Here is a 23,795-nt window from a genome sequence, read left to right as displayed (position 1 = left end):
TGGAGCGTTGTCGACCTTGCGCGGCTTGCCTGCCGCCACGTGGCCGGCCACCGGGTCACCCGGGTCGGGTGCCCCCGGGAGGTTTCCTGCGCGGTCGGCGGCCGCGGAGAATCCGGCGCCTTGCAGGAGGGCTCCCACCAACATCGTGGACAGTCCGATGGCCACGCGTCTTCTGCGCCGTGATGTGCGTAATCTGCCTTTGGCGTTCATACCTCGTAATCCCTGACTGAGGCACCAGTGGGGCGCGTCACTGCGCCCACACGGTGCTCCGGAATGTGTTGTCCAACGGTGTGGATGGCAGGCGTGCCCGATTTCAGTCCTGCGGAATTTCGGTCGGCCGCCCGTTCTTGGCCATGGCGAGTCGCACGACCTGGGAGTCGGCCAAGGCACCCTGGAACGCCCAGACGTCATCGACCTGCCCGGACCAGTACTCTCCTGCCGTCCCCTTCACCAAGGAGCGGCCCACCTGGAAGGACTTGGTGGCCGCGAACGCCACCGCACTGCTCATATGGGAAAAGCGGTCGACGCACGACGTCGGATCGTTCTGCGCCCCGTCACCGGCAGCGCTGCAAGCGGTCTCCTGCAACCGGCCGTTGACGTACAGCCGCAGCTCACGGCCGAACCCGGCGTAGGTGACGGCGATGTGGTTCCACGCACCAGCATCTTCGAAGCCGTCGTTGTCCACCGTCGTCACCGTGACGTCCTTGTCGGCGTCCTTGCTCGGCAGCGTGACCTGCCAGCGCCCACGTCCTTCGGTCCCACCGGCCTCGGTCGATACGGCTCCCGGCACATAGCGCACGGCAAAGGCGTTCTGGGAATTGCCCTCGGCGCTCACCAGCGTCATGGCGCGCCCCGGCTTGTCCGCCACCCGTTGCGCCCATGCAGTCACCGTGAAGCTGCCGCTCGTATCGACCGGCACCCCATTCGTGGCAGCAGCAGCATCGACGCCATTGAGCTTCAGGCCACCTGCATCCACATGGCCCGCACCGATCTCGGCCTTCCCCGCGAGCAGCATGTCGTGACGGACAGCACCCGGATCGGTCACTGCGTCCGGCGAGACCGCCGGCGTCCCCGAGGTGGCGTCGAACTGCCACCTTCCCTTGACCAGCGGCCGTTGCTTGAACAGTTGCTGCACCTCACCCGGCGCCAGCGGGCGGTCGTAGATCCGCAGGTCGTCAATGTCGCCGGGGAAGTAGTTGCCGGGCTTGCCTGCATAGGAGCCGGCCCCGATCTGGAACTGTTTGCCCGCGTACCACGGGGTGCTGCTGAGGGGCGTACTGCCGGCGAGGATGCCGTTGACATACAACGTCAGCGTGCCTGCCGTGGTGTCGCGAATGGCGACCAGGTGGGCCCACTCGCCGTTCTTGGCCGGCGCGCCGGCGTTCTGGACGACCTTGTTGTCGGTGGGGTCGGTGACATCGGTGGTGTGCTGGTTGAATACCCACCCGCCCTCGCGGGTCGAGTAGAACAACTCGCCACCACTCGCATTCGCCCCGGCTTGAGTGAAAACCACCCCGGTTCGGATGGGCTTGTCCTTCGCCAGCCGTGCCCACACCGAGACGGCGAAGCTTCCTGTGCTGTTGACGTGCGGTGCATCGACGGTGGCGTAGTCGTCGACACCATCGAGGGCCAGCGCCTTGCCGGCGACTCCCGGGGTTGCGGCCTTCGGTCCGCCGTGGAACACCGCGGGCAGGACCTCGGCCCGCCCGGTCACCTCCTTGGCGCCCTCGGCCTCGTCGAAGGGGAAGATCGCCCGAGCGGGACCACCAGGTCCGCCGAGGTGTTCCTTGGCGTACAGACGTGCCACGTCGTTCGCCGGGACGGCGCGGTCGAAGAACTGCAACTCGTCGATACTGCCGGGGAAGAAGGCCGTCGCCTTGCCGGCTATCGTCCCCGCACCGATCTGCAGACCTCGGCGGGCGTCCCACGGCGTCTTGTACGGAGTACTTGCCTCCTGCTTGCCGTTGACGAACAGGCGCAGCTCACCAGCCGTGTTGTCGTAGACACCCACAAGGTGATTCCACTCGCCGGACTTCGCGCCGCCGGCGTTCTGCTGCTTTGCCCGCACCACCTGGGCGCCGGCGACATCGGAGGCGTACCGGTCGAAGGTCCAACGGTCGTCGCTCCGGGAATACCCCAGCTGGAAGGCCGGCACGTTGTTGCCCGCCTGAGCGACGACGACCGCATCGCCCGCCGGAGCCTTCGAGAGCCTGGCCCAGGCCGAGACGGTGAACCCGGTCGAGGTGTCGACCGCACCGGCGTCCGCACCCGCGTACGCATCGGTGCCGTTCAAGGAAAGGGCCTTCCCTTGGATCCCTTCGCCTCCTGTCGCCGCGCCACCATGAAGCTGTGCCGTCCGCGCGGGACTCGTCCCCTGCGCCTGCTCGGCCTCCGGCCCGTCGTCCATCTGCCAGGCCGCACGCTCAGGCTGGCCTGCCCGCACCTTGTACCGGTACGTGTACGGCTCGCTCGTATTGCCCGCTGCGTCGAGCGCCTGCACCGTGACGAAATTCAGCCCGGGTTCACTGGGCAGCGCTTTGATCGTCCTGGCCGCGCCTTCCGTAGTGGTCACAGCATTCTTGGGCGACGCGTCACCGTTGACGCCATAGATGTACTTCGTGATGTCCCTGGTGGCGGGGCCGACGGTGAAGCTGCCGTACTTGCCGACGCCGTCGATCCACGGATCGCCCCCGTCACCAGCGGCGCCCGGCTTCGACTCCGGATAGTCGATGGAGGACACCTTGGGCGCGGGCAGCGTCTTGGGGTCCCGGACGATGTAGCAGCCGGTGGGCGGGCCCGCCGCGGACCAGGGCGAGTACCCCAGACGGTCGTACGCGCGGACGTACCAGCTGATCGTGGTGTTGACCGGAAGGTCGTTGGGCAGCGCCATCGAGAAGTCCGAGCCGGACTTCTTGAAGCCGGTCAGTCCCGGTGTCCAGCGTGCGACGGTTCCCTTGCCGTCGCCGTTGTCCCATTCGGCCTGGAACTCCACGGCGATGTCGTCGCCGTCCGGGTCGGTGACGTCATTGGCGTACACCTGGCCCAGCGTGCGGACGTGGGCCGCCTTCTCGGGCTCCTTGCAGGCGCCGCCGTACTCCATCGACAGCTGCGACATGGCGACCTGCTGCGGCGGCTGGTTGTACTGCACCCGCAGGTACGCGCGGTCGGCGAACCGCTTCCAGGCGTAGGTGTCGCTCTCGTCGGATGCCTTCAGTCCGAAGGTGATGTCGTTCCAGGAGCGATTGGCCGCGTTCTGCACGACGTCGCGGACGTTGAATTCCGCGTCGTCGGAGGCGCAGCCCTCGTATCCGTGGGCGAACGACTGCTCGTCCAGCTTCTTCGCCCAGAAGTCGGAGCCGGTCTGGGAGTTCCACGTGGTGGACGACGAGATGCCGCGCGTCAGCCACAGCTGCACGCCCTTCTTCTCGCACGACGCCGACCAGGTCTCCGGCACAACGAACTCGGCGGACAGGATGCTCTTGCCCGCGAACTGGCTCGTCGGGATCTCGTAGAAGAGGCGTTTGGTGTCCCCAGGGTTGCAGTGGTTCCAGTCGCAGTAGCCGAGTCCCGCGTCCTTGTTGCCGTTGAACTTCCACTGCGGCGTTCCGGCCCAGTACTTCGACACCATGGTCCAGGTCGAGGACCTGGGTGAGTACCACTGGGGGTCGATGAAGACCGGGTACACGGTGTCGGCGGAGGCGAGCACTTTTCTGTCCGGGGTCAGGACCAGTTCCCGTCCACCGGAGGGGACCTCCACACCAACCCTGGCGAGCTTGCCCGACTCCCCGGCGGTCGGTTCCTGCCCACTGCGTGGGCGCGAGGCCGCGCTGGGCTGCGCGCTCTTGTCGCCGGTCTTGAGCGAGGGGCTCGGGCCACTGCTCGAATCCCACATCATCGGGGTGGGGGCTTCGAAGACGACGCCTCCCGCGCCCTGGTCCTCCGCCTTGAGTCCGCCTTGCGGCGTCTGCTGGACGGTCACTCCGGTGCCCTGCATCTTCAAACGCAGCTGCGAGAGTTCCTTGCTCGCCGCGGCCTTGGCCGACTTCACGACGAGCAGTTGTGTGAAGCCGTCCGCCTGAGCGGCCACCCGCAGGTCGACGTCCGGCAGGACGTCGGGGTACGTGGCCGTGTCGCCGTCCATGCGCGGTTCCGGCAATGTGGTGGGCCACGAGAGGGCGACTTTCCTGCCCGCCCGGTCCAGCTCGACAAGTGCGGTGTCACCGCCGCCGGAGAACCTGATGCCGATCGTGGCCGTACGCGGTGCAACCCTTCCGTCGGCCGACTTCGCCAGAGTCGTGTCGACGGGCTTCCACTCCCCGTTGGAGCGGGTGCGGACCGGCCGTAAGTACTCCCGGGCCTCCAGGGTGCCCTTCGGCGTGGCGAACACGTCCCTCGTCTCGCCGCGCAGTGCGGCGACTTCCACCTTCTTGCCGGACCGTTTCGCTTCATCGAGCGCCTCGCGCTCGGTGGGCGCCGGCGTTTCCGGCCCTTCGGCACCGGCATTCCGGTGCAGTGTGCGGTCCGGGCCGGCGGGCCCGGCCTCCGCAATCGATGCGTTTCCTAATACCCCGGCGGCCAGGGCCAAGCCCGTACCGCCGGCGAGAAAACATCTGAACGCGCGCATGCGCGTATGACGAAACATCCCCCCAGCCCTCCCCAAGGCTGTAAATGAAGACCACATAAAGGTCGTGGAACGAGAAGGTAGGGGTTCGGAAGCATGGGGTCTACATCTGAAATATCGGGTGCATCAGCACCAAACACCTCACAAGCCCCACATCTTCACGTGTCTTACGTCACAAATCACCCGTCTTGGGAACTCTCGTTGGATCGCCTGTATCCAGCAATGATTTCTTGGTCGAAACAGTCACCACCACACCAGCACCGCCAGCAGCCCCACGCCCGCCATCGTCCAGGCCACGTAGTCGCCCACGTGGCCGGACTGGAGGCGTTGGAGGCGGCGGAGGGGGGTGCCCGGATGGTGGGGGGTGCCGGGGTGGTGGGTGGCCCGGAGGGCGAGGGCGGCGGCCAGGGCCGTGGAGAGGAGGCCCAGGGCGATGCCCTGCGGGGTCCACCACTCGGCGGCACCGGAAATGCGCCCCGGCTTCGCGTCGAGGACCGCCGCCGCGTAGCCGGCGTGGTCCGTGAACGACTGCGCCGCGGCCGTGACGGCGTCGGTCAGGCCGCGCAGGACGCCCACGGCGAGCGCGCCGGCCAGGAGCAGCGTGGTCACCGTGACCATGGGGCGCGGCAGGAGGCGGACCCGGTGGCCGGTTTCGGGGGGTTCCTCGTCGCCGGGGGTTTCCGGGCCCGTGTCGGAGCGTTGGCTCGGGCCCGCTCCGAGGAAGACCCGTGCCGCCACGCGCAGGGCCGCGCCGCCCGTCACCGCCGAGACGAGGACGAACAGGACGGGCAGCCAGGGTCGCTGCTCCTCGACGAGGGCCTTGCCCAGGGCCGTGCCGAAGGGGGGCAGTCCGGCGAGGGCCAGGGCGCCGGTGGTGAACAGGATGCCGAGGCCGGGGGTGTCGCGGCCGCGGCCGTGCAGTTCGTGTTCGTCGACGTTGCCGTGGCGGTCGAGGAGGATGCCGGTGCAGGCGAACAGCGCGGCTTTGGTGCCGGCGTGGCCGAGGACGTACAGCTCGGTGCCGGCGATGCCCTCGGGGGTGAGCAGGGCGATCCCGGTGAGGAAGAGGCCGACGTGGGCGACGGTGGAGAAGGCCAGCAGGCGTTTGATGTGGCGCTGCTGCCAGCACATGGCGGCGCCCACGGCGGCGGTGAGGACGCCGAGGACGAGCAGGGCGCGCTGCACGTGGTCGCCGGGGATGCCGCCGGGACCGCCGAAGACGGTGGTGTGGATGCGGGCGACGCCGTAGACGCCGGTCTCGACCATGACGCCGGACAGCAGCATGCACACGGGGGTGGGTGCCACGGCGTGGGCGTCGGGCAGCCAGAAGTGCAGGGGCACGGCCGCCGACTTCACCAGCAGTCCCGTCATGACGAGGACGAACGCGGCCAGGAGCAGGGCGTCGTGGCGGGGCGCGGCGTCCAGTTGCCGGCCGGCCTGGGCCATGCCGAGCTCGCCGGTGCGTGCGTAGATCAGTCCGATGCCGAGCAGGCTGGCGTAGCCGCCGAGGGAGTTGACGAAGCCGAAGGTGAGGGCGCCCTGGACGGGCCGGGGCTCCTCGACGCGGTAGCCGGTCAGGGCGTAGCCGACGACGCCCATCAGCTCGAAGAAGACGAAGGCGTCGAAGAGGTCGCCGGTGAGCTGGAACCCGCACATGCCCGCCTGGAAGAGCAGGATCAGCGCGGGGAAGGCGCCGGCGTGGCCGTGCGGGGGCTCGTCGAAGTAGTGCCAGGAGTACGCGAGGACGGCCACGACCAGCAGGGACGTCAGGGCAGCGAGGCCGAGGCCGGTGCGGTCGCCCACCAGGACGATGCCGACGCTGACGCCGTGGTGGGGGCGCCAGTCGCCGAGCCAGACCACGCGGGGGCCGTGCCAGGGGACGAGCGCGCCCACGGCGAGGGCCGCGGGGACGGCGGCGCCGGCGAGGCCGAGCACCTCGGCGACGGGCCGCGGCAGGTGCCGGCCCGCGGCGACGAGGACGGCGGCGCCGAGCAGCGGCAGCGCCACGATCAGCGGGAGGAGCCGGTCCAGCGTGCCGTCCATGGTGCCGTCCATCGCCCTTGAGCGCCTCTCAGCCGCGCAGTTCGGTCAGTTCGTCGGGGTCGACCGTGCCGTGCCGCTTGTGCACCTGGACGACGAGGGCGAGCAGCAGTGCGGTCACGGTGGCGCCGACGACGACGTCGGTCAGGGCGAGCGCTTGGACGACGGGGTCGACGACGCGGGTGCCGGGGGCGACGTCGGAGAAGACGGGCGCGGTGCCGCCGCGCCGGTAGCCGACGGCCAGCAGCAGGACGTACGTGGAGGACTGGGCGACGGCCAGGCAGCCGACGGCGTGCACGAGGTTGCGGCTGGTGGCCATGCCCGCGGCGCCGACGAGGAAGGTGTAGGCGGCCACCAGGTAGGGCAGGACGGTCACGACCCGCTCCCTTCGTCGGTGATCTCCAGCGCCTGGGCCAGGAAGTGGGCGAGCAGGACGACGATGCCGGAGGTGACCTCCATGCCGACGGCCGCGTTCAGCAGCGGGACGGTGCCGCCGGAGGCCATGGTGTTGAAGGTGCCGTGCGGGAGGGTGTTGGCCAGGTAGGCCCCACCGGCCAGCAGTCCGGCGCCGCCGAGTACGACGTAGGCGGCCTCGCCGGCACCGTCGGCGAGCTCGTACAGGCCGACGGGGCGCAGGCGTTCCAGGGCCCGGTAGTCGACGGCGACGTAGAGCAGGTGCAGGGCGGTGGCGACGACCACGCCGCCCTGGAAGCCGCCGCCCGGGCTGAGCTGGCCGTGGGCGATGACGTACAGGCCGGCGAGCAGGGCGAGCGGCAGCATGACGACGCCGTAGCGGCGCAGCGCCGCGGGCACGGCGGCCGGCTGCGGGGCGACGCGGTGCTCGTCACGGGTCTGCCGCAGCAGGACGAGCGTGCCGAGGACGGAGGCGAAGAGGATGCTCTCCTCGCCCAGGGTGTCGAAGGCGCGCTGGTCGAAGTTGACGGAGGAAACGGTGTTGGCGGTGCGCTGCTGCAGGGCGGTGGCCACGGCCCGGTCGCCGTACGGGTGCCACGACGCACCGAAGGGCGGCAGCCGCAGGCACGCGACCGTCAGCAGGACCGTGGTGACCAGGAGTCCGGCGGCCAGGACGCACAGCCGCGCCCGGCGCGTCACTCGCGCCGCTTCCCGCGCGCCCGGCGCACCCTGCGGACCGTCAGCAGCACCATCAGCGGGGTCACCGCGGAGCCGACGCCCAGCTGGGACAGGGCCACGTCGGGCGCCTGGACGACGGTGAACAGCAGGGCCAGGCTCAGCCCGAGGAGGGAGAGAACCACGGCCTGCCGGGCGGGGTCGCGGTTGAGGACGACGGCGGTGGCCGCGACCGCGACCAGGAGCAGGGTGAGGACGAGGAGGGTGTCGTCCAGGGCCCGGCGCGCGTCCGCCGCGTGGGCCGCGTGGGCCGCTTGGGCCGCGGCCAGCACCTCAGGCACGGCGCACCGCCTTGCTGGTGACGGCTCCGCCGGCGATCAGCAGGGCGCCGATGACCAGGAGTTTGACCATCGCCCGGCCGGGGCCCGTGGCCACGCACAGGGGTACGACGGTGGCGGGGGTGCCGACGGCGACGGCAGGGGTGAGCAGGCGGGCACCGGGCGGGTCGGGCTCGATCTCGGCGGCGAGCAGGCGGGCGTAGACGAGGGTGCCGGTCGGTCCGAGGACGGAGACGACGAGGGCGAGGTCGACGTAGGAGGGGCGGCCGTAGCCCTGGGCGAGCAGGAGGAAGACCAGGCACAGCAGGAGGGTGGCCATGTTCTGGGCGACGACGCGCCGCCCGGTGCCGCCGCGCGCGGCGGCCCACAGACACGGCCCGAGACCGGCCGGCACGAGGGCGGCGGCGACCGCGAGCCACCAGTTCACGGCGTGGCCTGCGGTGCGGGGTGCGCTGGGCGCGCGGCGCCGTACGAGTCGGGGTGGCGCACCCCGTACGCGCCGGGGCGCATCGCGCCGCTTGTGCGCCTCACCGTGCGCCCCGTGCCGCGCGGCGGGCGCCGCGGGCGGCGGCTGCTGCCAGGAGGGAGGCGGCGGCGCCGATGGCCAGGTCGAGGGGGTCGAGGGAGCTGATCAGCACGGCCCACAGCGCAGTGAGCCCGGCCCACCAGCCGAGGATCTCCGCCGCCGCGCCCAGCATCGTCGTTCCGCCTCCGCCCTGCGCCCGCCCGTGCGCGTACCGGGCCCCGCCCGCGCGGCGGGGCCCGGAATGCCCCGAGTATCGGCCATCGGCCGGGCGCGTCCGGGCCACCGGCCGGGTGCGGCGTGTCGGGAGCGCTGGGCCATGCGGGAGCGGGAGGTTTCGGCACCGCGGCCCGGGGTTACCCGTGCGGACGGAACGCACGCCCGAACCACCCCGAACGGACGAACGGACGAGCAACGACCAGGCAACGATCAGCGACAGGTGGAGAAGGACAGGCATGAGCGAGCAAGTTTCCGACTACATCCTGGAGCGGCTGCGCGAGTGGGGCGTGGAGCGGGTCTTCGGTTATCCCGGCGACGGCATCAACGGTCTGCTGGCGGCCTGGGGCCGGGCCGACGACCAGCCGCGCTTCATCCAGGCCCGGCACGAGGAGATGGCCGCCTTCGAGGCGGTGGGCTACGCCAAGTTCAGCGGCCGGCTGGGGGTGTGCGTGGCGACGTCCGGGCCGGGGGCGATCCATCTGCTCAACGGGCTGTACGACGCCAAGCTCGACCATGTGCCGGTCCTGGCGATCGTGGGCCAGACGGCGCGCTCGGCGATGGGCGGGGCGTTCCAGCAGGAGGTGGATCTGCACACGTTGTTCAAGGACGTCGCCTCCGACTTCGTGGAGACGGTGACGGTCCCCGAACAGCTGCCGAACGTCCTGGACCGGGCGGTGCGCACCGCGTACGCGCGCCGGGCGCCCACGGCGGTGATCATCCACGGTGACGTGCAGGAGCTGGAGTACTCGCCGCCCACGCACTCGTTCAAGATGATTCCCTCCAGCCTGGACCGCAGCGGCTGGCAGGCGGTGCCCTCGGACGATGCGCTGCAGCGGGCGGCGGACGTGCTCAACGCGGGCGAGAAGGTGGCGATCCTGGCCGGCCAGGGCGCGCGCGGGGCGCGCGGCGAGGTGGAGCAGGTCGCGGAGCTGCTGGGCGCCGGCGTGGCGAAGGCGCTGCTGGGCATGGACGTGCTCAGCGACGAGCTGCCGTACGTCACGGGCGCGATCGGGTTGCTGGGCACCCGCCCGTCGTACGAGATGATGCGCGACTGCGACACGCTGCTGACCATCGGCTCCAACTTCCCGTACTCGCAGTTCCTGCCGGAGTTCGGCAAGGCGCGGGCGGTGCAGATCGAGCTCGACCCGCACATGGCGGGCCTGCGCTACCCGTACGAGGTCAACCTGATCGGTGACGCGCGGGCGACGCTGCTGCGGCTGATGCCGCTGCTCAAGCGCAAGGACAAGCGTGGTTGGCAGAGCCAGGTCATCTCCAATGTGCAGCGCTGGAACGAGGTGATGGACCGGCGGGCGGCGGTCTCCGCGCAGCCGGTCAACCCCGAGCATGTGGCGCGGGCGCTGTCGCCGCTGCTGCCGGACGACGTGATCCTGACCTCCGACTCGGGTTCGGTCGCCAACTGGTACGCGCGGCACATCACCATGCGCGGTTCGATGCGCGGTTCGCTGTCGGGCACGCTCGCGACGATGGGCTGCGGGGTGCCGTACGCGATCGGCGCGAAGTTCGCGCACCCCAACCGGCCGGTGGTGGCGCTGGTCGGGGACGGGGCGATGCAGATGAACGGCATGGCCGAGCTGATCACGGTGGCCAAGTACCGGCACCAGTGGGAGGACCCGCGGCTGGTGGTGGCGGTGTGGAACAACCGCGACCTGAACCAGGTCACCTGGGAGCTGCGGGCGATGGGCGGCTCGCCGCAGTTCCTGCCCTCGCAGGAGCTGCCCGACGTCTCGTACGCCGAGTTCGGGCGGCAGCTGGGGCTGACCGGCATCCGCGTGGAGGACCCGGACCAGGTGGCGGACGCCTGGCGGCAGGCGCTGGCGGCGAAGGGCCCGGCGGTCGTGGAGTTCGTGACCGATCCGGCCGTGCCGCCGATCCCGCCGCACGCGGACTGGGACCAGATCGAGTCGACCGCGACGGCCATCCTCAAGGGCGACCCGGACCGCAAGAACGTGCTGCGGCAGGGCATCAAGGCGAAGATCCAGGAGTTCCTGCCGGGCGGCCACAAGTCCGAGGCGCACGGCAGCTCCGGATCGCAAGGGGAGCGGGAGTCGTGAAGCGGCCGCAGGTGCGCACCCGCGGCCGCCCGCGGCGCGCGGCGTACGACATCCGGCACGGGCGGCTGCAGCGGTCGTTGTCGCTGCTGACGGCCGCGGGTTCGGCGGTGACGGCCGCGGAGATCTTCCTGGAGCACGACCGGGCCGGCTTCGGCAACCGCGTCATGTGGTGGCCGGTGCTGCTGGGGCCCGTGGGCCTGGCGGCGGGCATCGCCGGCTGTTCCAGCGAACGGGCGGCGCGCACGGCGCTGCCCCTGGCCTCGGCGGCGATCGTCGCCAACGGCCTGCAGGGCACCTACCTGCACGTACGCGGCATCGCCGCGAAGCCCGGCGGCTGGCGGATGGCCCGCTACAACATCGAGCTGGGGCCGCCCCTGTTCGCCCCGCTGCTGATGAGCATGGTCGGCGGCATGGGCCTGCTGGCCAGCGCCCTGCGGCGGGAGAAGTGAGCATGCCGGAACAGCACGCCGGCACCCGGCGGCCGGGGCGGCGGGGGCGCGACGTCGTGGGGCGGGCGGGCACGTGGGACGCGGTGACGGCGGGCGTGGTGCTCGCCCGGCTGGCGGCCCCGCCGCAGCCGCCGCTGCGGTTCTTCACCCCGGCCGAGGAGGCGGCGGCCGAGGCGCTGCTCGACCACCTCCTGGCCCGTACGCCCGACGACCCGCCCGTCCCGGTGCTGAGCGTGATCGACGCGCGCCTGGCGACGGCGGAACGCGACGGCTGGCGGTACGCCGACGTGCCGGAGGACGACGAGGCGTGGCGGCGCTCGCTGGCGGGCCTCGACGAGGACGCCCGGCTGCGGCACGACGGCCGTACGTTCGCCGAGCTCGGCTACGGCGACCGCGACCGGTTGCTGCGGCACATCCTGCAGCTCGCGGGCGGTCAGTGGTACGGCATGAAGGCCGCGCACGTGTGGTCGCTGTGGACGCGCTACGCCTGCGAGGCGTACTACGCGCACCCGTACGCCTGGGACGAGATCGGCTTCGGCGGGCCGGCCTACCCGCGCGGCTACCTGCGGCTGGGCCGAGGACTGCGCGAGCCGTGGGAGGAGAAGCGGTGAGTGACGGCGCCTGGTGGCGGACGCTGCGGGAGACCGCGCGGCCCCAGGGCGACGTGCGGCGGCGCAACGCCTCCGCCTGGCTGCCGCACGTCGGCCGGCTGCGCGAGACGATGCGCCGTTTCGACGACGATGACGAGGTCGACATGGCCGTCGTCGGCTGCGGGGCGGGCGGGGCGACGTTCACCCAGCGGCTGGCGCACGCCGGGTGGCGCGTGGTGTGCCTGGAGGCGGGCCCCTTCTGGGACCCGCAGCGCGACTGGGTCAGCGACGAGTGGGGCTCGCACCACCTGTACTGGAACGAGCCGCGCGTGGTCGGCGGCACTCACCCCGTGCCGCTCGGGTCGAACAACTCCGGCCGGGGCGTGGGGGGCTCGATGGTCCACTTCGCCGGGTACGTGCCGCGCCTGCACCCCTCGGACTTCCGTACGCGCACCCTCGACGGCGTGGGCGCCGACTGGCCGATCGCCTACGAGGACCTGAAGCCGTACTACGAGCGCATCGAGCGCGAGCTGCCGGTGGCCGGGCAGTTCTGGCCCTGGGGCGATCCGCACCCCCACCCCCACCCCCCGCACCCGGTCGGCGGCAACGGCGAAGTGGTGCTGGCCGGGTGCGCGGCGCTGGGCATCGAGGCGCGCGTGGGGCCGGTCGCCATCGCCAACGGCCGCTTCGGCAACCGGCCGCACTGCATCTACCGGGGCTTCTGCCTGCAGGGCTGCAAGGTGGACGCCAAGGCGTCCCCGCTGATCACGCACGTGCCCGATGCGATCGACCGGGGAGCGGAGATCCGCGCGGACGCCATGGTCACCCGGGTGGAGACCGACCGGGAGGGCCGGCGGGTCACGGGCGTGCGCTACGTGCGCGGCGGCCGGGAACGCTTCCAGCGGGCCGCGGCCGTGGCGATCGCCGGCTACTCCATCGAAACGCCCCGGCTGCTGCTGAACTCGGCCACGCCCCGCTTCCCCGAGGGCCTGTGCAACGACCACGACCTGGTGGGGCGGTACGTGATGGTGCAGGGCGCGCCGCAGACCGCGGGCCGCTTCGCCGAAGAGATCCGCATGTACAAGGCGCCGCCGCCGGAGGTGTGTTCGGAGGAGTTCTACGAGACCGATCCCACGCGCCCCTACCGGCGCGGGTTCTCCCTGCAGACCGTCTCGCCGCTGCCCATCACCTGGGCGGAGCACGTGGCGGCGCAGGGCCACTACGGGCGGGACCTGCGCGAGCGCATGGCCGACTACGTGCACTGGGCGGTCATGGGGGCGCTGTGCGAGTTCCTGCCGCAGGCGGACAACCGCGTCACGCTCGCCGACGAGAAGGACCGGCACGGCCTGCCGGTGGCCCGCTTCGACCACAGCCACTGCGAGAACGACGACCTGCTGCTGGAAGCGGCGCGCAGGACGATGGAGCGCATCCTCACCGCGGCCGGCGCGACGGAACTGATGACCATGGAGCGCTACGCCCACCTCGTGGGCGGCTGCCGGATGGGCCGGACGCCGCAGGAGGGCGTGGTCGACGGCGACTTGCGGACGTTCGCCCTGCCCAACCTGTTCATCACGGACGGCAGCGTGCTGCCGACGCAGGGCAGCGCCAACCCGGCCCTGACCATCATGGCCCTGGCCGACCGGGCGGCGACCCGGCTGATCGAAGGCGAAGGAGGCCGGCGATGAGCACGGACACGACGGGCGCCACCATCGACGCCGTCGAGGCCTGCGCCTACACCTTCCCCACCGACTCCCCCGAGGCCGACGGCACGCTGGCCTGGGACGCGACCACGCTCGTCGTGGTCGAGGCGCGCAGCGGCACCACCACCGGGCTCGGCTGGACGTACGCGCCGGCCACGGCGGCCCAGGCCGTCACGGCACTGCTGCGCGAACAGGTCGTGGGGCGCGACGCGCTGGACGTGCCGGGCGCCAACGAGGCCATGGGACGGGCCGTGCGCAACGCCGGCCGGCAGGGCCTGGTGGCGTGCGCCCTGTCGGCCGTGGACATCGCCCTGTGGGACCTGAAGGCCCGGCTGCTGGACGTGCCGCTCACGGGCCTGATCGGCCGGGTGGCGCGGGAGGTGCCGGTCTACGGTTCGGGTGGCTTCACCACGTACCACGACACGCACATGGCGGCGCAGCTGACCAGTTGGGTGCAGGGGCACGGCATCGGCCGCGTCAAGATCAAGATCGGGGAGTCGTGGGGCCGGGCCGTGCCGCGCGACCTGGACCGGGTCCGGCACGCCCGGCGCACCGTCGGCCCGGACGTGGCGCTGTACGTGGACGCCAACGGCGCCTACACCCGCAAGCAGGCCGTGCGGGTCGGGCAGGCGCTGGCCGAGCTGGAGGTCGGCTGGTTCGAGGAGCCCGTCTCCTCCGACGACCTCCAGGGCCTGCGCCTGGTGCGGGAGGCGTGCGCCTGCGACGTGGCCGCCGGCGAGTACGGCTACGACCTGCCGTACTTCGCGCGCATGGCGCCCGTCGTGGACTGCCTGCAGGCCGACGCCACCCGCTGCGGCGGGCTGACGGCCTGGCTGCGGGCCGCCGCCGTCGCGGAGGCGCACGGCCTGGAGATCTCCGGGCACTGTGCCCCGCACGTCCACGCGCAGGTGGCCGCCTGCGTGCCGAACCTGCGGCACATCGAGTGGTTCCACGACCACGTGCGCATCGAGTCCGCGTACTTCACCGGCGCCCTCGACCCGACGGGCGGCGTCGTGCGCCCGGGCGCGGACGGCCGGCCCGGGCACGGGTTGCGCTTCCGCCGCGCCGAGGCCGAGGCCCACCGGGTGGCATGAGAACACTTCTTCCGCTTTTTCCGTCCCATCGTCTTCGAGGAGCCCTTTGCATGAGCGATGACGTCCAGGACGCCACGACCCGCTACCTGATGTACGGGGTCCTGCCCGGATGGTTCGTCCCCGGCCTCGCCGACTGGGTCATGCACCGGCGCACCGCCATCGAGGAGACCTCCGGCACCAAGGAGTCGGTGATCCACTCGATGATGATGGCCGAGGTCGGGCTGCCCATCGCCCTGACCCTGCTGTGCGAGGTCAACCCGCTGCTGCTGAGCGTGCAACTGGGCGCGACGGCCGCACACGAGGCGACCGCCCTGTGGGACGTGCGCACGGCCGTACGGGGCGAGCGCGAGGTCACTCCCGTCGAGCAGCACATCCACAGCTTCCTGGAGACCCTGCCGTTCGCCGCGCTGGCCTCGCTGATGTGCCTGCACCCCGACCAGGTGCGCTCGCTGCTGCGCGGCGGCCGGGGCGACCCGCGCGCCTGGCGCCTGGTGCCCCGCCGCAAGCCCCTGCCGCCCGGCTACCTCGCCGGGATCGCCGCGGGCGTCGTGGCGTTCGTGGCCCTGCCGTACGCCGAGGAACTGCTGCGGTGCGGCCGCGCGGGCCGCAGGCGCAGGAAGGCCCGCAGGCGCGAGGCCCGCCGGGCCGAGGAGTTCACGAAAGGAAAGACATCATGAAGGTTGCATTCCTCATGGCGCCCGAGGGCGTCGAACAGGTCGAACTGACCAGCCCCTGGAAGGCCGTCGAGGACGCAGGCGGCACACCGCACCTCGTCTCCACGAAGCCGGGCCGCATCCAGGCGTTCCACCACCTGGACAAGGCCGACACCTTCCCCGTCGACAAGACCGTCGGCGAGGTGGGCGTGGCGGACTACGACGCGCTCGTCCTCCCCGGCGGGGTCGCCAACCCCGACGCCCTGCGCATGGACGACAAGGCCGTCTCGTTCGTCCGCGACTTCTTCTCCGCCGGCAAACCGGTCGCGGCGATCTGCCACGCACCGTGGTCCCTGGTCGAGGCGGACGTCCTGCGCGGCCGCACCCTCACGTCCTGGCCGAGCCTGCGCACGGACATCCAGAACGCGGGCGGCTCCTGGGTCGACGAGCAGGTGAAGGTCTGCACGGGCGGCCCGAACACCTTGATCACCAGCCGCAAGCCGGACGACCTGAAGGCGTTCTGCGAGGCGTTCACGGAAGAATTCCGCAAGGCCGCGGGCGGCTCCTGAGCCTGTACGAGCCCGCGGCGGGAGCGAGGCCGCGTGCCGGGTGGCTGGGCGGTGTGCCCCTTCCCCCATGCAAGGGTTCCTGGTGCGTATGTTTGCATGCTCCTCATGACCCGTACGACACCGCCGCGGCCGCTCGACATGGCCGCCGTCTTTCCGGAGCTGGCTGCTCTGGCCCGTACCGCCACCCGGTTGCACCCGCGGCCGGGTGTTCCCGCTGTCGGGGAGAGTTCCGTGGGTGGGCCGCTGTTGTGGCCGGTGGGTGAGGCGTGGCCGGTGTGTGAGGAGGTGCATGAGGCGCACCGGCCGGTGGGGCTGAAGGACGTGGGGACGCTGCGGCGGATCCTGACCGCCGGCTGGGCGCGGTCGTGCGCGCCCGGGGAGGACTTCCTGACGCCCGAGGAGCGGGCGACCGTCGATCGCATCCATGCGGGGCTGCCGGCGAGTGCGCTTCCCGAGGGGCCCGTGCCGCTGATACCCGTCGCCCAGTTGTACGCACGCGACGTGCCCGACCTCTTCTGCCCGGAAGGGACGGACCTGTTGCAGGTTCTGTGGTGTCCGTTCGACCACGGGGACGCCTACGTGCCGGCCGTGCGGCTGCGCTGGCGGCGGGCCGCGGATGTGGGGGCGGTGTTCACGGAGCCGCCGCGGCCCGAGGTGGTGGGCTCGCAGTACTACGTGCCCGCGCCGTGCGTGCTGCATCCGGAGCAGGTCGTCGAGTACCCGGCGGGTGACGACCTGCCGGAGGGACTGCGCGAGCGGATCTACGCCTGGGAGGACGAAGGCGGCCACGAAAGCGGCCGCTACCAGTACGACCTGTCGGTGGCGCCGGGGTGGAAGGCGGGCGGCTGGGCGGCGTGGTGGACGTTCACCGATCCCTGGCCCTTCCCGCTGTCCTGTCCGTGCGGCGCGCCCGTCGAGGCGTTGCTGACCATCGACGGCGCCGAATGGGACGGCGGCTCGGGCAGTTGGCGTCCCGTGGAGGACATCGATGTTCCCGGGCGGCCGCCGTACCCCTCCCTCAACGGGCCGACGCACATCAGCATCGGCCGCGGCTACACCCTGCAGGTCTACCGGTGCACCGCATCGGCCGAGCACGGCGCCGTGACGCACATGCAGTGACGGCGCCGGCGCACGGCCTCAGCCGTGGTCGTGCCAGGAGAGTGCGGCGATGCGCCAGCCCTCGGGGGTGCGGACGAACTGGGTGGTCTTCGTGCCGCTGCCCTCGAAGGGCTCGCCGTCGCGGATGCCGGACTTGCGGTACTCGCTGAAGCGCGAGGCGATGTCGCCGACGATCTCGGTCCGTTCGGACGTCTCCCACTCCGAGAACTCGACCAGTCGCCCGTCGCCGAGCAGCCGCTCGCGGGGCTCGATGAACTCCTCCACGGTGTACGCCGTGAACTGCGGCCCGGTCATGACGATGATCCCGCCCGGGAGGAACAGCCGGCGGATCCGCTCCACGTCGGCGGTCCGGCCGTTCCTGTTGTCGAAGGCGCCGAAGAACTCGGCGGTCAACTCGTCTATTTCGGTCTTGGACATGGGGTGAGCGTACCGGCGGCCTCGTACCGCCGGTCTCAGCAGGCGAACTCCGGGCTGTTGGCGAAGAAGGTCAGGTGGGACCAGGTCTGCGCGCCGATGACTCCGTCGACGGTGATGTGGGCGCATTCCTGGAAGCGCCGCGTGGCGGCCTCGGTGAGCTGGCCGAACTTCCCGTCGACGGTGAGTTCGGTCTGGGAAAGGCTGTTGTTCAGATAGCACTGTGCCTGTTTGACGGCCGGCCCTTCCGACCCGACCTTCAGCGTGGGCCTGAGATTGGTGTGGGTGCAGATCTCCGTGGCCATGGTTCACCTCCTAGAGAGGACCGGGATAGGGAACGCGCAGCTTGTCCCAGGACTTCTGCCCGGGCCAGCCGTCCGCGTCGGCCCCGGTGAAGCCGAGCTTCTCCTGCCACAACGCATAGGAATTGCGGTGCTCCTGGTTCCACTGCGTCTGGGGGCCGTCCGGCCCGTAGGCGGAGCAGTCCTCCTCGACCAGCCGTATTCCCATCATGCCGATGAGGGGGCTGTTCGGTGCGAGCCGGAACCAGTCGGCGCCCGGGAACGGGATGAACCCGGAGGAGGCCTTGGCGACGAGCAAGCGTTGCCCGACCTCGATGTGGTCCGGGTCCGGGATGTGGTTCCACGCCTGGAGCTGCTGGACGGTCGTGTGGAACCGCGCAGCTATTTTGGAGAGCGTGTCACCCGCTACGACGACATAAAAGGTGTCCTCTACTCCCATATTTTTATGCTAGGCGTGCGGTTTCCCGGGTGCATTCCCGGTCAGACCCGGCGCCCCAGCTGGGCCAGCAGCCGTTGCCAGGAGTCGGCGCCCGGCGGCGGGTCGACGGCGGCGGCGAAGATGCCGGGGACGCCGCTGCCCGCGTAGGGGCCGAACTCGCGACGGGTGAAGTCGGCCAGGGCCTTGGAGGGGTGTTCGTCGGCGCCGATCGCCCGTGACAGGTCCCAGGCGTGGACGACGAGGTCGGCGGTCATCTGGGCGCAGTAGGCGTGGGCGGGGGTGCGCCCGTACGACAGCTCGACCGTGCGGTGCAGGGCGCCGGGGGCGGTGAACGCCTCGCGGGCCGCGGCGGCGGCCCGGTCCCAGGCGGCCGTGGGGTGGTCGCCGAGCCGGTCGCCGTCGTAGGCGTCGCCGACGTCCGCGATCGAGGCGCCGTCCAGCAGCGGGGGCACCCACAGCTGTTCGACGACCAGGTGGTTGACCAGGTCGCGTACGGTCCAGTCGGTGCAGGGCGTGGGGTCGTGCCACTGCCGGGGGCGGATGGTGTGCACCCGGTCCGCGAACAGGTCGAGGGCCTCGCCGTGGCGGGCGAGGAGGGTGCGTCGTCGGGAGTCGGTCAGCTCCCCGTCACCGGTCATGGCGTCGTCACCGGCCATGACGTCCGTGGTCCATGCGGGTGCGCAGCGCGGCGACCGCTGCCGCGGCGACCGCCGCGCCGGCGGCGACGGTGGTGGTGCGGTGTTCGGAGAGCCACAGCTGGGGCCCGTGGACGTGGGCGCCGGGCCCGAAGCGGCCGTGGGCGCCGTAGTCGCGCCCGGTGTCGTCGTCGACGGGGTGCCAGAGGTTGACGGGGTCCAGGGGTGCGGCGGGGTCGTCGGTCAGCTGGGCGTCGTAGCCCGTCCGGGCGAGGTAGCGGTCCAGCAGGCCGGGGGCGACGGCGTTGGCGAGGAGGGTGGCGACGGTGCTGCCGCCGACCCAGTACTCGCGGCGGCGCGGGTGCTCGGCGGCGTGGACGATGGCGCGGGCGGCGAGTTCGGGTTCGTAGATGGGGGCGACGGGCCGGGGCCTGCGGGACATCCGGTTGAGGACCCACCCGAACTGGGGGGTGTTCAGGGCCGGCAGCTGCACCATGGTGGTGCGCACCTTGCTGCCCTGGTGCAGCAGTTCGCAGCGCAGCGACTCGTTCCAGCCCTGGATGGCGTGCTTGGCGCCGCAGTACGCGGACTGCAGGGGGATGCCGCGGTAGGCCAGGGCGGAGCCGACCTGGACGATCGTGCCGTGGTCGCGCGGCAGCATGCGGGACAGGGCGGCGTGCGTGCCGTAGACGTAGCCCAGGTAGGTGACCTCGGTGACGCGCCGGAACTCCTCGGGCTCGATTTCGACGAAGGGCGCGAAGAGGCCGGTGAAGGCGTTGTTGACCCAGACGTCGACGGCGCCGAAGACCTCCTCGATGCGGTCGGCGGCGGCGGTGACGGCCTGGTGGTCGGCGACGTCGACGGGCAGCGGCAGGGCCGCTCCCCCGGCGCGGCGCACCTCGGCGGCGGCGGCCTCCAGGCCCTTGTGGCCGCGGGCCAGCAGCGCCAGGTCGGCGCCGCGGGCGGCGAAGGCGCGGGCGGTGGCCCGGCCCACGCCGCCGCTGGCGCCGGTCACCACGACGACGGACGGCCGGTTCCTGCGGCGGCGGGCCCTCACGGCTGGTCACTCCTCATGCGCATCTCTCCTCGTCACCGGCGCCGGGTACCCGGGTGCCGGGGGCGTAAACGGCGACGGCGGCCCGGTGCGTTCATCCGTTCCGGTGATTGTCGGCCCGGGTGCGTGCCGCGGACCCTTGGACCGGGGGCGCCAGGACCGGGGGAAACGGGGGCACCATGCCGGTGGCGGTCACGACGCAGCACAACGACAACCGGCGCACGGGGCTGAACGCCCGGGAGGTGCTGCTGCGCCCGGAGACGGTGCGCCCGGGCACCTTCGGCAAGCTGTTCAGCCGTGCGGTCGACGGCCATGTCTACGCGCAGCCGCTGCACCTGCCGTGCGTGGAGGTGCCGGGCGCGGGGCGGCGTCCGGTGGTGTTCGTGGCGACGATGCACAACAGCGTGTACGCCTTCGACGCCGCCGACCCCGCCGCGTCCGCGCCCCTGTGGCGGGCCTGCCTGGGGCCGTCCTGCCCGCTGCCCGATCCGCAGATCGGTCCCCGGGGCTACCGGGACATCGAGGTCGAGGTGGGGGTGGTCGGCACGCCGGTGATCGACCGGGAGCGGGGGGTGCTGTACGCGGTCGCGTTCACGAAGGAGGGCGGGGAGTACCACCACGCCCTTCACGCGCTCGACGTGGCCACCGGCCGGGAGGTGCTGGGCGGCCCGGTGCGGATCGCCGCCGAGGTGCCGGGGGACGGCGAGGGCGGCACGGGCGGCCGGATCGCCTTCACCAGCAGCCGGCAGATCCAGCGAGCGGCGCTGACGCTGGCGAACGGCCGGGTGTACGCGGCGTTCGCCGCGTACGGCGACCGGCGTCCGTACCACGGCTGGGTGCTCGCCTTCGACGCGGTGACGCTGCGGCCGGCGGGGGCGTTCGTCAGCACGCCGCACACGGGCCTGGGCGGGATCTGGCAGGCGGGCCGGGGCTTGGGGGTGGACGAGGAGGGCTGCCTGTACCTCATGACGGGCAACGGAGGGTTTCACTCCGATGGCTCGGACCTGGGCGACTGTGTCGTCAAGCTCCGTCCCGGCCTCGCCGTGGCCGACTGGTTCTCGCCGTTCAACAACGCCGCTCTGGACGCCGACGACACCGACCTGGGCTCCTCGGGCCCGCTGCTGATCCCGGGCACCAGGCGGCTGCTGGGCGGCGGCAAGGAGGGCAAGCTCTACCTGCTCGACATGGACGATCTGGGGCACTTCCACGCCGGCTCCGACAGCCAGATCCCGCAGAGCTTCTTCGCCGTGCCGCCGGACGGGGCCCGGCACCACATCCACGGCGGGGCGATGTACGGGGACTTCGCGGGCAGCGGCCCGTGGGTGTACGTCTGGCCCGAGAACGCGTTCCTGCGCGCGTACCGCTTCCGCGGCGCCCTGCTCGACCCTGAACCGGTGTCGGTCAGTACCACGGTGGATCCGGTCGGGGTGCCCGGCGGGTCGCCGGGCATGCCGGGCGGTTTCCTGTCGGTCTCCGCCGACGGTACGGATCCGGCCTCGGGCCTGGTGTGGGCCTCGCACCCCTACCGCGCGGACGCCAACCAGGCGGTCGTCGAGGGCGTCCTGCGCGCCTACCGGGCGACGGACCTGACGCAGGAGGTGTGGAACAGCACGATGAACGCCGCTCGTGACGGCGTCGGGCTGTTCGCGAAGTTCACCCCGCCGACGGTGGCGGACGGCCGCGTCCACCTGGCCACCTTCTCCGGGGCGCTGCACGTCTACGGTCTGCTGCCCTGAGCCCCGCGCCGCGCCGGCGGCGCGTGGCCGGTTGCGCGCATGGACGGCGGACACCCGGCCCAGCAGGCATGGGTTTCCTGGGGCGACGGATCGTGGCGCGTCGACTCCGTCCGACGTACGGCATGCGGCGAGGCGCCCGGCCGGCGGACGCCCCGCTCCCCTACCGCCCGGCGGCGGCCGCCCGGTCCAGGGAACGGGCCAGCAGCAGGAACCACATGCCCACGAGCGCCAGGTGGGCCCGTTGCGGCACGCCGTGCCAGCCGGGCCGCCCGAACAGCGGACCGACCGTGGCCAGAGCCGTGGTGAGCGCGCTGCCGAGCACCCAGGGCCCCAGGCGCCGCACCAGCGGGCAGCCGGAACCGGGCGGGGCGGTGGCGGCCGCGACGACGAGCAGGGCCATGGAGGCGAACAGCGCGGCGTGGACCAGGGCGCTGGTGGAGGTGTGCCAGGGATTGACGGCCTCGCAGCCGGCCTCCACCGAGGGGGCGCAGCGCATCGGGATGACGACGTCGGCGACGGAGGCCGCGCCGAAGGCGACCAGGGACCACCAGCCGGCCTGCGCCCAGCGGTTGCGCGCCCCGCGCAGGGCGAGGAGGGCGCCGGCCGCGACCAGGACGGCGGCGAGGATCTCGATGGCGCTGAAGAAGTGGTGGAAGGGCTGGTCGGCGGCGTAGAGCTCGCTGACGTAGGAGTGCCGCGGGTCCAGGCCGGTGGGCAGGACGAAGGCCAGCAGCCAGTCGTTGTAGACCACGGCCGCCGCGGTCAGCAGCACGGGTGCCGCCACGCCCGGCCCGGCCGGTGGCCGGGCCGCCGGGCGCCCTCCGTCCGGTCGGCCGGTTCCGGCGGTGGAGGGGCGCAGGGCGGGGGGCGGGTCGGGCATCGGCGGGAGCCTTCAGTTCGCGCGGACGGGGGGCGGCCCGTACGCCGGCGGCGGTGAGGGGGTGGACGGCGGGGTGGTGGGCGGGGTCGTGCGGGGCGGGGGCGGCGGGCTGTGCGGCGAGGCGGGCGGCGGCGGGGGCTGCGGCGCCCGGCTGCTGCCGGGGGGCGGCGGTGCGCTGCTCCTGCCCGGTGCGCTGGAGCTCATGCCGCCCTTGGGCGGGGTCACGGAGCGGTCCTGGTCGCCGTCGGTGCCGACCGGGCGTTCGAACCACTCGCCGGTGTCGGGGTCGTAGACGGTGATGGCGTCCATGACGGAGTCGGCCGGGGTGACCACGACGACGTCGGCGTACTTGTAGGCGGGCCAGGTGTCGCCGGTGGCCTTGGGCGTGCCCTGGACCGCGACGGGCGGGGTGAGGGGGTTGCCGCAGGTGCAGCGGACGCGGGGCAGGCCGCGGTCGTCGACGAGCACGGCGGTGCCGGCCTGCAGCACCGACTGGAAGCCGGTGACGGAGCCGTCCTTGTAGCCGTGGTTGGTCACGCGGGTGTCCGAGCGCAGCTGGAGCGGGGTCAGGCCGCGCAGGTAGCCGGTCAGACCGCCCGGGTCGATGCCGACCACGCCCGCGAAGGCCCGGCTCTTGTTCTGGTCCTGGGTCAGATAGCCGATCTGGCGCTCGACGTCGCAGTTGGCGTGGTTGCGGGAGCCGCCGTACAGGCCGGCGGTGTTGCCGGCGATGTTGTGGGGGCCGCTGCCCCCGCCCGCGGGGATCGCGGGGTGGGCGCTGGCCGAGCTGCCGTAGTCCTTGGCGGTCGACTGGGTGAACGGGTCGCGGCCGTTGGAGCCCGCGGCCTGCAGCAGGACCTCGCCGCCGGAGGAGCCGGACTGGCGCAGGAAGAAGACGGCGAGCGCGGCGGCGACGAGCACCCCGGCGGTGATCAGTACGGCTTTCGAGCGCCAGCGGGGCGGGCGGCCGGGCGCGCCGCCGCCCGGGACGGGGCCCTCCCCGGACGGGGGCCGCGGCGGCTCGGAGGGCCCCGAGGGACCGGACGGGCCGGAGGGGCCGGAGGGCTCGATGGGGCCGCCGGCCCGGGTCGGTTCGCCGGCTCCGGAACCGGAGGAGGCCGGTGGCTGGGAGCCCCGCCCGGACAGGGGGCCGGACGGCGGGCCGCTGGGGCGGTTTCCTGACGGCGGTTCGGACGACACGGTCCCTGCTCCTGTCGGTGGTCTGGACACAATGCACCGCCCCTGCGCACATTGTGTGC

Annotated in this window: 23 protein-coding genes; 9 read left to right on the top strand and 14 right to left on the bottom strand. The window is 72.4% G+C overall.

Features of this window, described 5'->3' with window-relative positions:
* Nucleotides 1–313: 313 nt before the first annotated feature.
* From AC27L3_RS01875 to AC27L3_RS01845, 7 genes are all read right to left on the bottom strand, one after another.
* The gene (locus AC27L3_RS01875) at nucleotides 314–4,624 is read right to left on the bottom strand and encodes a LamG-like jellyroll fold domain-containing protein (RefSeq protein ID WP_487232186.1); all 4,311 of its coding nucleotides are present in this window, start codon (nucleotides 4,622–4,624) and stop codon (nucleotides 314–316) included.
* A gap of 240 nt (nucleotides 4,625–4,864) precedes the next feature.
* Nucleotides 4,865–6,676: a complex I subunit 5 family protein gene (locus AC27L3_RS01870; RefSeq protein WP_487232185.1), complete on the bottom strand. Its 1,812-nt coding sequence runs from the start codon at nucleotides 6,674–6,676 to the stop codon at nucleotides 4,865–4,867.
* A 16-nt stretch (nucleotides 6,677–6,692) separates the two neighbouring features.
* Nucleotides 6,693–7,037, bottom strand: coding sequence for a sodium:proton antiporter (locus AC27L3_RS01865; RefSeq protein WP_487232184.1), 345 nt, complete (start codon nucleotides 7,035–7,037; stop codon nucleotides 6,693–6,695).
* A complete protein-coding gene (locus tag AC27L3_RS01860; RefSeq protein WP_487232183.1) occupies nucleotides 7,034–7,774 on the bottom strand; it encodes an MnhB domain-containing protein in 741 nt (246 codons plus the stop codon). Before AC27L3_RS01860 ends, AC27L3_RS01865 begins: the two co-directional genes overlap by 4 nt.
* Nucleotides 7,771–8,091 (bottom strand): hydrogenase subunit MbhD domain-containing protein, encoded by a 321-nt coding sequence (locus AC27L3_RS01855; RefSeq protein ID WP_487232182.1) that lies wholly within the window; start codon nucleotides 8,089–8,091, stop codon nucleotides 7,771–7,773. Before AC27L3_RS01855 ends, AC27L3_RS01860 begins: the two co-directional genes overlap by 4 nt.
* Nucleotides 8,084–8,515 (bottom strand): MrpF/PhaF family protein, encoded by a 432-nt coding sequence (locus tag AC27L3_RS01850; protein ID WP_487232181.1) that lies wholly within the window; start codon nucleotides 8,513–8,515, stop codon nucleotides 8,084–8,086. Before AC27L3_RS01850 ends, AC27L3_RS01855 begins: the two co-directional genes overlap by 8 nt.
* 100 nt (nucleotides 8,516–8,615) lie before the next feature.
* Complete coding sequence (locus AC27L3_RS01845; RefSeq protein ID WP_487232180.1) at nucleotides 8,616–8,786, bottom strand: hypothetical protein; 171 nt, start codon at nucleotides 8,784–8,786, stop codon at nucleotides 8,616–8,618.
* Nucleotides 8,787–9,066: 280 nt separating this feature from the next.
* Between AC27L3_RS01845 and AC27L3_RS01840 the strand changes: the two genes are divergently transcribed.
* The 8 genes from AC27L3_RS01840 to AC27L3_RS01805 all read left to right on the top strand — a co-directional run bounded on the left by AC27L3_RS01840 (nucleotide 9,067) and on the right by AC27L3_RS01805 (nucleotide 17,076).
* On the top strand, nucleotides 9,067–10,902 hold the full coding sequence (locus AC27L3_RS01840; protein ID WP_487232179.1) for a thiamine pyrophosphate-requiring protein: 1,836 nt from the start codon (nucleotides 9,067–9,069) through the stop codon (nucleotides 10,900–10,902).
* Nucleotides 10,899–11,351 carry a hypothetical protein gene (locus AC27L3_RS01835; protein ID WP_487232178.1) on the top strand — a complete coding sequence of 151 codons (453 nt, stop codon included), beginning with the start codon at nucleotides 10,899–10,901 and terminating at the stop codon, nucleotides 11,349–11,351. The genes AC27L3_RS01840 and AC27L3_RS01835 overlap by 4 nt, the downstream gene beginning before the upstream one ends.
* A gap of 2 nt (nucleotides 11,352–11,353) precedes the next feature.
* Nucleotides 11,354–11,962, top strand: coding sequence for a gluconate 2-dehydrogenase subunit 3 family protein (locus tag AC27L3_RS01830; RefSeq protein ID WP_487232177.1), 609 nt, complete (start codon nucleotides 11,354–11,356; stop codon nucleotides 11,960–11,962).
* The gene (locus AC27L3_RS01825) at nucleotides 11,959–13,626 is read left to right on the top strand and encodes a GMC family oxidoreductase (RefSeq protein WP_487232176.1); all 1,668 of its coding nucleotides are present in this window, start codon (nucleotides 11,959–11,961) and stop codon (nucleotides 13,624–13,626) included. The genes AC27L3_RS01830 and AC27L3_RS01825 overlap by 4 nt, the downstream gene beginning before the upstream one ends.
* Nucleotides 13,623–14,735 carry an enolase C-terminal domain-like protein gene (locus AC27L3_RS01820; protein ID WP_487232175.1) on the top strand — a complete coding sequence of 371 codons (1,113 nt, stop codon included), beginning with the start codon at nucleotides 13,623–13,625 and terminating at the stop codon, nucleotides 14,733–14,735. Before AC27L3_RS01825 ends, AC27L3_RS01820 begins: the two co-directional genes overlap by 4 nt.
* Nucleotides 14,736–14,785: 50 nt before the next feature.
* Nucleotides 14,786–15,412, top strand: a complete 627-nt coding sequence (locus AC27L3_RS01815; RefSeq protein WP_487232174.1) for a diguanylate cyclase — start codon at nucleotides 14,786–14,788, stop codon at nucleotides 15,410–15,412.
* A complete protein-coding gene (locus AC27L3_RS01810; protein WP_487232173.1) occupies nucleotides 15,409–15,957 on the top strand; it encodes a type 1 glutamine amidotransferase domain-containing protein in 549 nt (182 codons plus the stop codon). The genes AC27L3_RS01815 and AC27L3_RS01810 overlap by 4 nt, the downstream gene beginning before the upstream one ends.
* 285 nt (nucleotides 15,958–16,242) lie before the next feature.
* Complete coding sequence (locus AC27L3_RS01805) at nucleotides 16,243–17,076, top strand: hypothetical protein (RefSeq protein WP_487232172.1); 834 nt, start codon at nucleotides 16,243–16,245, stop codon at nucleotides 17,074–17,076.
* An 18-nt stretch (nucleotides 17,077–17,094) separates the two neighbouring features.
* On the opposite strand, the gene AC27L3_RS01800 is transcribed toward AC27L3_RS01805, so the two are convergent.
* The 5 genes from AC27L3_RS01800 to AC27L3_RS01780 are packed head-to-tail and all read right to left on the bottom strand — an operon-like array spanning nucleotide 17,095 to nucleotide 19,923.
* A complete protein-coding gene (locus AC27L3_RS01800) occupies nucleotides 17,095–17,493 on the bottom strand; it encodes a nuclear transport factor 2 family protein (RefSeq protein ID WP_487232171.1) in 399 nt (132 codons plus the stop codon).
* A gap of 35 nt (nucleotides 17,494–17,528) precedes the next feature.
* Entirely contained in the window at nucleotides 17,529–17,795 is a 267-nt protein-coding gene (locus AC27L3_RS01795; RefSeq protein WP_487232170.1) for a peptidoglycan-binding domain-containing protein, read from the bottom strand.
* 10 nt (nucleotides 17,796–17,805) lie between these two features.
* Complete coding sequence (locus AC27L3_RS01790) at nucleotides 17,806–18,231, bottom strand: peptidoglycan-binding protein (protein WP_487232169.1); 426 nt, start codon at nucleotides 18,229–18,231, stop codon at nucleotides 17,806–17,808.
* 41 nt (nucleotides 18,232–18,272) lie between these two features.
* Entirely contained in the window at nucleotides 18,273–18,887 is a 615-nt protein-coding gene (locus tag AC27L3_RS01785) for a TIGR03086 family metal-binding protein (RefSeq protein WP_487232168.1), read from the bottom strand.
* Complete coding sequence (locus AC27L3_RS01780; protein ID WP_487232167.1) at nucleotides 18,877–19,923, bottom strand: SDR family oxidoreductase; 1,047 nt, start codon at nucleotides 19,921–19,923, stop codon at nucleotides 18,877–18,879. The genes AC27L3_RS01785 and AC27L3_RS01780 overlap by 11 nt, the downstream gene beginning before the upstream one ends.
* 176 nt (nucleotides 19,924–20,099) lie before the next feature.
* Between AC27L3_RS01780 and AC27L3_RS01775 the strand changes: the two genes are divergently transcribed.
* Entirely contained in the window at nucleotides 20,100–21,656 is a 1,557-nt protein-coding gene (locus AC27L3_RS01775) for a hypothetical protein (protein ID WP_487232166.1), read from the top strand.
* 160 nt (nucleotides 21,657–21,816) lie between these two features.
* Here the strand turns inward: AC27L3_RS01775 and AC27L3_RS01770 are convergent, their stop codons facing one another.
* Nucleotides 21,817–22,536 carry a DUF998 domain-containing protein gene (locus tag AC27L3_RS01770; RefSeq protein ID WP_487232165.1) on the bottom strand — a complete coding sequence of 240 codons (720 nt, stop codon included), beginning with the start codon at nucleotides 22,534–22,536 and terminating at the stop codon, nucleotides 21,817–21,819.
* A 12-nt stretch (nucleotides 22,537–22,548) separates the two neighbouring features.
* The gene (locus AC27L3_RS01765) at nucleotides 22,549–23,736 is read right to left on the bottom strand and encodes a DUF6777 domain-containing protein (protein ID WP_487232164.1); all 1,188 of its coding nucleotides are present in this window, start codon (nucleotides 23,734–23,736) and stop codon (nucleotides 22,549–22,551) included.
* Nucleotides 23,737–23,795: the final 59 nt, after the last annotated feature.

Source organism: Streptomyces sp. PKA51 (genome assembly GCF_057552455.1).
This window is presented reverse-complemented; position numbering and strand designations above follow the sequence as displayed.